Raw genomic sequence first — 6,893 nt, forward strand, 5'->3', positions numbered from 1 at the left:
CATAACCCCGATATCGCAAACGACCCGCCCCCGGCGCCCGCAGCACACCTCCTCCACAAAATATAGTTAATTTTCTCATGCAAATCACTTATGTAAAGTTAACTGACCTGCGCAAACAGTCCTTTTCGTCAGCATCGCGACAGCAGCCCGTCAGCAGCGGGAACGACTTTCTTCGGATCTCGAGTCCATCCCCGATGCGATGCCCTAGCCTCGAGCCATGAGCATCCTACTGACACATACCACGGCCCTTGAGGCGATGCGCAGCAGACGGCTGCGCTGGCGTCTCGAAAAGGGAGAACGCTGTGACGGCGACGTTCCCGAGCGGGTGCCGGCCAACGCGGAAATCGAGCGGCTCATCGGCACCGTCCCAGAGTTGGCCCGCGCGAGCAAGCCTCTTCACCTGCTCGTCTCTCGCGAGTCCCCGCGCGCGAGAAGGTCGCTGGTCCGCACCCACGCCTCCCCCGACCTTCCGCCCGGATCTGCCTTTGAGCTCGCCCCGGGAGTGCGGTGCATCTCGCCCGAGCACCTCCCCGTGGCGATGGCACCATGGCTCACGGACCTCGAGCTCATCTGCCTGCTCTCCGAGCTCCTTGGCATCTACGCCATCGACCCCACGTCAGAGAGGGGCATGTTCCAGCGGAAGTCTCCCCTCACCACCCCCGAGCGCATCCTCGAGCACCTCGAAGCCCTCGGACCGGAGCACGGAACCCAGCGGGTGCGCCACGCACTGCGTCACGCCTGCGTGCGCTCGGGCTCGCCCCGCGAGACGAAGCTTTCTCTTCGCCTGGGGCTGAGACCTTCGCTTGGGGGATACGGGCTCGAGGTGCTTTCGATGAACGAGCCCCTCGAGGTGCGGCGCATACATGACCGGATGGAATCGGGGGTGAGAAAGCCCGACATCCTGCTCCGCGGGCGCGCGGACGAGGCGGGAGGCGCACCGCGCATCGCCGCGGTCGAGTATAACGGCGGCGACCATGCGACCGAGCAGGCACACGCGCGCGACGCCGCGCGGAGCACCGAGCTCACGGCCATTGGACTCTCGGAGCACGTGGTGACGAAGGTCCAGTATCGCGACCTCGACTACATGGACGGGCTGGCAGAAATCCTCCGCCAGGAGCTCGGGCTGCCCCGACACCGCGTGACCCGCAAGGTGGCGGAGTGGCGTCGTTCGCGGCGGGCAGCGCTCTACGAGGAGCTCGAGCGCATCGACGGCGTCCGCTGGGACGGCCGCGCCCGCGAGCGTGCGCGCGATGAGAAGGACTCCTCCCCCGCCGCGCCCCAGACCACCGACGGCGGATGGGACGTCGTTCCCGTCGAGGCGTACGGGCTTGGGTAAGCGCTTCTCGGCACGTTGCGGGAATCGGGGTCGTGGCAATCCCGTGTCGTGAGGCGTTGTCCCGATTGGGGTTGTGGCAGAAATCGCACCGCCACGACCCCGTTTTCCGCAACAGGGACGAGAAGAACCGCAGGTGGCGAGAAGCGCGGGCTGCCGTAACCCCCATCCGCGCAACGCCGGCGGCGGGGAAACTGCCACGACCCCGATTTGCGCAACGCGCCGGGTCCGTAGCGCGCCCGGCCCGCAGCGCGCCCGGCCCGCCCCCCTACACGGCCTTGACGCCGCGCTCCCCGGTGCGTATGCGCACGCACTCCTCAACGGGATAGACGAAGATCTTGCCGTCGCCCACCTCGCCGGTGCGGGCAACGTCGCAGACGAGCCCAATCAGGTCTTCGACCTGCGCATTATTGACGACAAGCTCAACCTTCACCTTGGGGATCATGTTGAGCATGACCTCCTTGCCGCGATAGTACTCGGTCCAGCCGTGCTGGCTTCCGCAGCCCATGACCTCGTAGACGGTCATGCCGTGGATGCCCTTCTCGTTGAGCGCGTCCTTGAGCTCCTCGAGCTTCTCCGGACGGATGATGGCCGTTACCTTCTTCATGTTGCACGCTCCCTATGCGTCGAGTCCGGTGAAGGCGGGATAGGCGCTCTCGCCGTGCGCGGACACGTCGAGTCCAAGCGCCTCGTCATGCTCGCTCACGCGCAGGCTGCCGCCAAACGCCGCTCGCACGATGGCCACGAGCACGAGGTCGAGCACGATGACGATCGCAAGCGTGACCAGGATTCCAACCACCTGGCTCACGAGCAGCGAGGCATCGCCGGTGTAGAGCAGGCCGCCCGCCTCGGTCCAAGAGAGCTCCGGCACGCAGAAGAGGCCCGTGAGCACGCCGCCGAGGATGCCGCCCACCCCATGGCAGCCAAACGCGTCGAGCGCGTCGTCGTAGCCGAAGCGCGCCTTGAGCTTGGAGATGGCCAGGTAGCAGACAGGAGAGACGATGATGCCCATCAGCACCGCGGCCCACGGCTCCACAAAGCCCGCACCCGGCGTCACCACCACGAGGCCGGCCACAAGACCAGTGCAGGCGCCCACGAGCGTCGGCTTGCCGGTGGCAACGCGCTCGGTCACGAGCCAGGAGACGAGGCCCGCTGCGCTGGAGACCACGGTGTTGAGGATCGCGAGGGCCGCGACCTCGTCCGCGGCGAACTCGGAGCCCCCGTTGAAGCCAAACCAGCCAAGCCAGAGCAGGCCCGCCCCCAGCGCGACGAAGGGCACGTTGTGCGGCCGGTAGCTCTTGAGGCCAAAGCCCTTGCGCCCTCCGAGGAAGAGGCAGAGGATGAGTCCCGTCACGCCGGAGCTGATGTGGACCACGTCGCCGCCGGCAAAGTCCAGTGCGCCGATGACGTCGCCGATGAGCGAGCCCTCCCCGCCCCAGACCATGTGGGCGAGCGGCGCATACACCACGAGCGACCACGCGGCGATGAAGGCGGCGACGGCCCCGAACTTCATGCGCCCCGCCACCGAGCCCGTGACGATGGCCGCCGTGATCATGGCAAAGGCCATCTGGAAGCAGACGTCAACGAGCGAGGGATAGACCGCATCTGCGGGGACCGCGGACGCCTCGGCGAGCATGCCGGAGACGAGGCCGACAAGCCCCAGCTGGTCGAACCCCCCAAACCACGAAAGCGAGCCGTCTCCCCCGTAGGCGAAGGACCACCCCGCCAGGACCCAGGCAATCCCCACGATGCCGATCACGGCAAAGCACATGAGCATCGTGTTGATCACGTTCTTCCGGCGCGCCAGACCGCCGTAGAAGAACGCAAGCCCCGGGGTCATAAACAGGACGAGCATGGTGCAGACGAGCATGAATCCGGTAGATCCTGTGTCATACATGACGACCTCCCCAGTCGCACGGACGGTACGGCGGCAGTCTGCCACCCCAAAGAGGACGTGCCGAGAAGGACGTGCCGCTGTTTACGACCCTGCGCCACGCGGGAAACGTTGGAAGCCGCCTCGAAACGCGAGGCCGCCTCCTCGAAACGGTATGGAAAACTCGGGGTGAGGGCACTCGACCCCTTCCCCATTCCCTGAAACTTTTTTCTTTTCCTCCTTGACGGAGACGCTACGTCACGGAATAGGGTGGTTGCTGTCAGGCGCGGCCGGATGGGGCTCGTCCCCATGCGCCCGGCATGGCAGAGGCACCTCCGACTCTCCATCGGACACGCGGCAACTCCCCGGTCGTCTCGCGTCTCCTCACCCCCACGGGTAGCGTGACGACAGCCGCATCGTCCTGGCGCCCCACCTCGACCGAGTAGCTCCCTCGGAGGGGCGCCCAGCCGCCCCCGCATCGCTCACATGCGGGGGCGGCACTCTTTTCCGCCTCACCCATCTCAACGAGACCCCCTTGCCGGGGACGCTGCGTCATCCCCTAACCTGTGGGGACTTACCCCAACCAGGAAGGAGCACAGATGGCTCGTATACCGCCCCGCTTCGGAGCGGCCACCCTGACTCTAGCGCTCTTGCTCGCGGCGGCGCTCCCCGCCGCCCCTGCGATTGCAAAGATGGAGGATGGGGAGAAAGAAGAGTGCGAGAACATCGTCGAGCTGGAGCCCGAGGACTCCGAATGGTCGCACGTCCCCGCGAGTATCTTTCCCGCGGACGGCAATGCCGATAGCATCCTGCGCATCAACCCCAACGACTCTGCCGACGGGAGCCTCGACTCCCCCGGCAACACCTACCCGAGGCCAGGGGACTACGGCGAGATCGTCGTCGTCGAGGATTCCGAGATATCTGACGAGTCAATCCCGGTCATCACGCGATTCACGAAGCAGAACTATGGTGGCCTGGGGGGCGAGGCGCTCACCAAGACCTATCGGGTGACCAACGTGTCGGCGGCTCCCTATGGACAGTCGGTCGGATCCACGTACTATCCCGCGGGAAGCTACCCCGGCTCCGGCTACCTCTTCACCAGGGCGAGCTCTCCCAACCCCAGCGGCAACATCTCCTTCAGCTTTGAGGGCGTAAAGGTCACGCCCGACGACACGCCGGTCTACGCCTACTTCAAGATCACCCTCACGGGCAGGGCAGATGACGGCGACACCGCAACCACCGTGATGAACGTGGGATACAAGGTCACCGTCATCCCCGAGCCCCCCTATCGCTATCTCGCCACGATGCGCTACGACGCCACGGGCGGCACCATCGACGGCCAGCCCACCTCCGTAGCGACCAAGGTGGTCGGTCCGGACCGCGTCTGGGTGGACGGAAGCGTCGACCCTCCCACCAGCGTCAACTTCGACGTCACGGACACCATCCCCGTGCGCGAGGGATATGCGTTCCTCTTCTGGAGAGACGCCTCTTTCTTCGCCGGAGGAGACCGGCGCGCGATGTATCGCGGATCGGCCAGCACCCCCTCGCAGGACGAGTCCCCCCTAGGCGAGTCCGGACGATACGTGAACGCCTTTGAGCTGCAAGACGACGAAGGGGACTCGACCTGTTCGGACCCCACGCTCTACGCCGTCTGGGACAAGACCTGCTCGCTCTCTTACGACGCGGCCGGCGGGGCGACTACGCCCGAGACCGAGCGCTCGACGTTCGGCATCGACTGGGGCACCGGTAGGTCGCACACCGAGAAGGACCTCGTCGCCGCAGCCGCGCCCGTGCGCGAGGGGTACGCGTTCAGGGGCTGGAGAGCCACGGACGGAACCGTCCACCAGCCCGGGGACACGGTGACGCTCACCACGGACCGGCCGGACGAGACCCTCACCGCCCTCTGGGAGGCAAAGCCCGACACGAACGAGCCGGGTGGAGGCGGAACTGACGAGCCGGGAAAGCCGGACGAACCCGATAACCCCGGCGAGCCGAACAAGCCCGACAACCCCGGCGAGCCCCCGGCCAAGCCCGACAACCCCGGCACCGGAGACAACCCCGGAACCGGCAAGGGCTCGGGCGATGACCCGTCGAAGGTCGTCGGCAAGAGCTCGGGGAACGACGGGGGCAAGAGCGCCTCGGCCTCACGTCCCGCTCGCGCAAAGAGCGCGCTCCCGAAGACCGGGGATGCCACCCTCGTGGCTCCCGCCCTGCTCGGCGGCTCCGGGATTCTCGCCACGATCGCGGCCACAGCGCTCCGTCGCCGCCGCTCCTAGCCCAAATTGCACGGCCCCCTCGGGCGCCTCGCGGCCTCTCCGCCGCGAGGCGCCCAATGCTTTGTTATGACAAAGGTGACAGGGTCAACTGTCATAAAAGATTCCTAGAGCATGCTCCCGAAGTCGCTCACGACGATCTGCCCGGTGATAGCGCGCGACTCGTCACTCGCGAGAAAGAGCACGATGTTCGCCACGTCCTCGGGCGTGCAGGACTGAGTCCGCATGTTGGAATGCAGCGCTATTGCTCCGATCATGTCCTGGTCGAGCGTTGCTGGGTCCAGACCCGCGGTCATGGGCGTCGTGATGTTGCCCGGGCACACCGCGTTGCACCGGATGCCCGCTACCTGGAAGCGCAGCGCGGTGTGCTTGGTAACCCCGATGACGGCCGCCTTGGAGCTTACGTACGCCGCTCCGCCGCAGCCGCGCTCCCCCGCAATGGAGGCCACGTTGACGATGGAGGCGCCGGCCGTCATGCGCCTGGTAGCCGCACGCATGCAGCGCATGGTTCCCTTCTGGTTGGTCTCGACGATGCGGTCGAGGTCCTCGTCGGTGTAGCGGTCGATGGGCTTGAGGCCGCTCTCGAGCACGCCTGCATTGTTGACCAGAACGTCAATCCTCCCGTACCTCTCCATTGCGGCGGACATGAGGCTCTCAGGATCATCCGGCTTGGAGATGTCCGTGGGAACGACGAGGGTCTCGCCGCCGAACTCGGCGATCTGCGCGGCGACCTCCTCAAGGGCTTCGGCGCGACGCGCGCTCATGACCACCTTGGCGCCCTCCGCGGCAAAGAGCCTAGAAACGGCGGCCCCCACGCCAGAGTTTGCCCCGGTGACAACGGCAACCTTGTCTGCGAGACGGTTCATTGCGCTCCTTTCGCTGAGCTTATACATGGCGTTGAGCACCATATCCAGCCCGATGCCCCGGAGCCGCGCCCTTTCGCCGTAAGGCGACGACGCAACCGGTGAACGTGTTGGGGTTGGTCTCCATTCTCATCCAGTCCAAAGAGCGTTGATCTCCCCGCCCCCATCCATCGTCGATTCTCTTCGGTGGAGTAGTTGTGGAGATACAGACATAATTCCGTTTGCTCCTTGCGGCATGGATAGGTGGTCGATATAGTTATTTCTTGCACACACGCGGTGCACCCAATTGCGGGGTGGAGCAGTCTGGTAGCTCGTCGGGCTCATAACCCGAAGGTCGTAGGTTCAAATCCTGCCCCCGCGACCATAAATTCTCAGGTCATCGGCCAAGTCCGGTGACCTTTTTTCTTGCCTCGGGACACCCGATTTGGCTTATAGGACAAAATGTGTGTCCGCTTCAGGGGCATCGACGCAGGTCGATGCCCCTTTTTCTCGGCCTTAAATCCGTGCGGAGCTTTTAACCACTCGGACAGAAAGTGTGTCCGCCCGCGCCC

At 65.6% G+C, this 6,893-nt stretch carries 5 protein-coding genes and 1 tRNA gene; 3 read left to right on the top strand and 3 right to left on the bottom strand.

Translation table 11 applies throughout. From position 1 onward, the window contains the following. Window positions 1–256 precede the first annotated feature (256 nt). Window positions 257–1,336: a hypothetical protein gene (locus ACULPM_RS10350; RefSeq protein ID WP_445332209.1), complete on the top strand. Its 1,080-nt coding sequence runs from the start codon at window positions 257–259 to the stop codon at window positions 1,334–1,336. A gap of 265 nt (window positions 1,337–1,601) precedes the next feature. On the opposite strand, the gene ACULPM_RS10355 is transcribed toward ACULPM_RS10350, so the two are convergent. Next, window positions 1,602–1,940 carry a P-II family nitrogen regulator gene (locus tag ACULPM_RS10355; RefSeq protein WP_075279448.1) on the bottom strand — a complete coding sequence of 113 codons (339 nt, stop codon included), beginning with the start codon at window positions 1,938–1,940 and terminating at the stop codon, window positions 1,602–1,604. A 12-nt stretch (window positions 1,941–1,952) separates the two neighbouring features. After that, window positions 1,953–3,230, bottom strand: coding sequence for an ammonium transporter (locus ACULPM_RS10360; protein WP_445332208.1), 1,278 nt, complete (start codon window positions 3,228–3,230; stop codon window positions 1,953–1,955). Window positions 3,231–3,805: 575 nt separating this feature from the next. Here ACULPM_RS10360 and ACULPM_RS10365 point away from each other — a divergent pair. Continuing rightward, window positions 3,806–5,482 carry an LPXTG cell wall anchor domain-containing protein gene (locus tag ACULPM_RS10365; protein ID WP_445332207.1) on the top strand — a complete coding sequence of 559 codons (1,677 nt, stop codon included), beginning with the start codon at window positions 3,806–3,808 and terminating at the stop codon, window positions 5,480–5,482. A 104-nt stretch (window positions 5,483–5,586) separates the two neighbouring features. Here the strand turns inward: ACULPM_RS10365 and ACULPM_RS10370 are convergent, their stop codons facing one another. After that, complete coding sequence (locus ACULPM_RS10370) at window positions 5,587–6,345, bottom strand: SDR family NAD(P)-dependent oxidoreductase (RefSeq protein WP_445332206.1); 759 nt, start codon at window positions 6,343–6,345, stop codon at window positions 5,587–5,589. Window positions 6,346–6,629: 284 nt separating this feature from the next. Here ACULPM_RS10370 and ACULPM_RS10375 point away from each other — a divergent pair. After that, window positions 6,630–6,706 (top strand) — tRNA-Met (locus ACULPM_RS10375). The last annotated feature ends 187 nt before the right edge of the window (window positions 6,707–6,893 follow it).

The organism is Thermophilibacter sp. ZX-H3 (assembly GCF_052599055.1).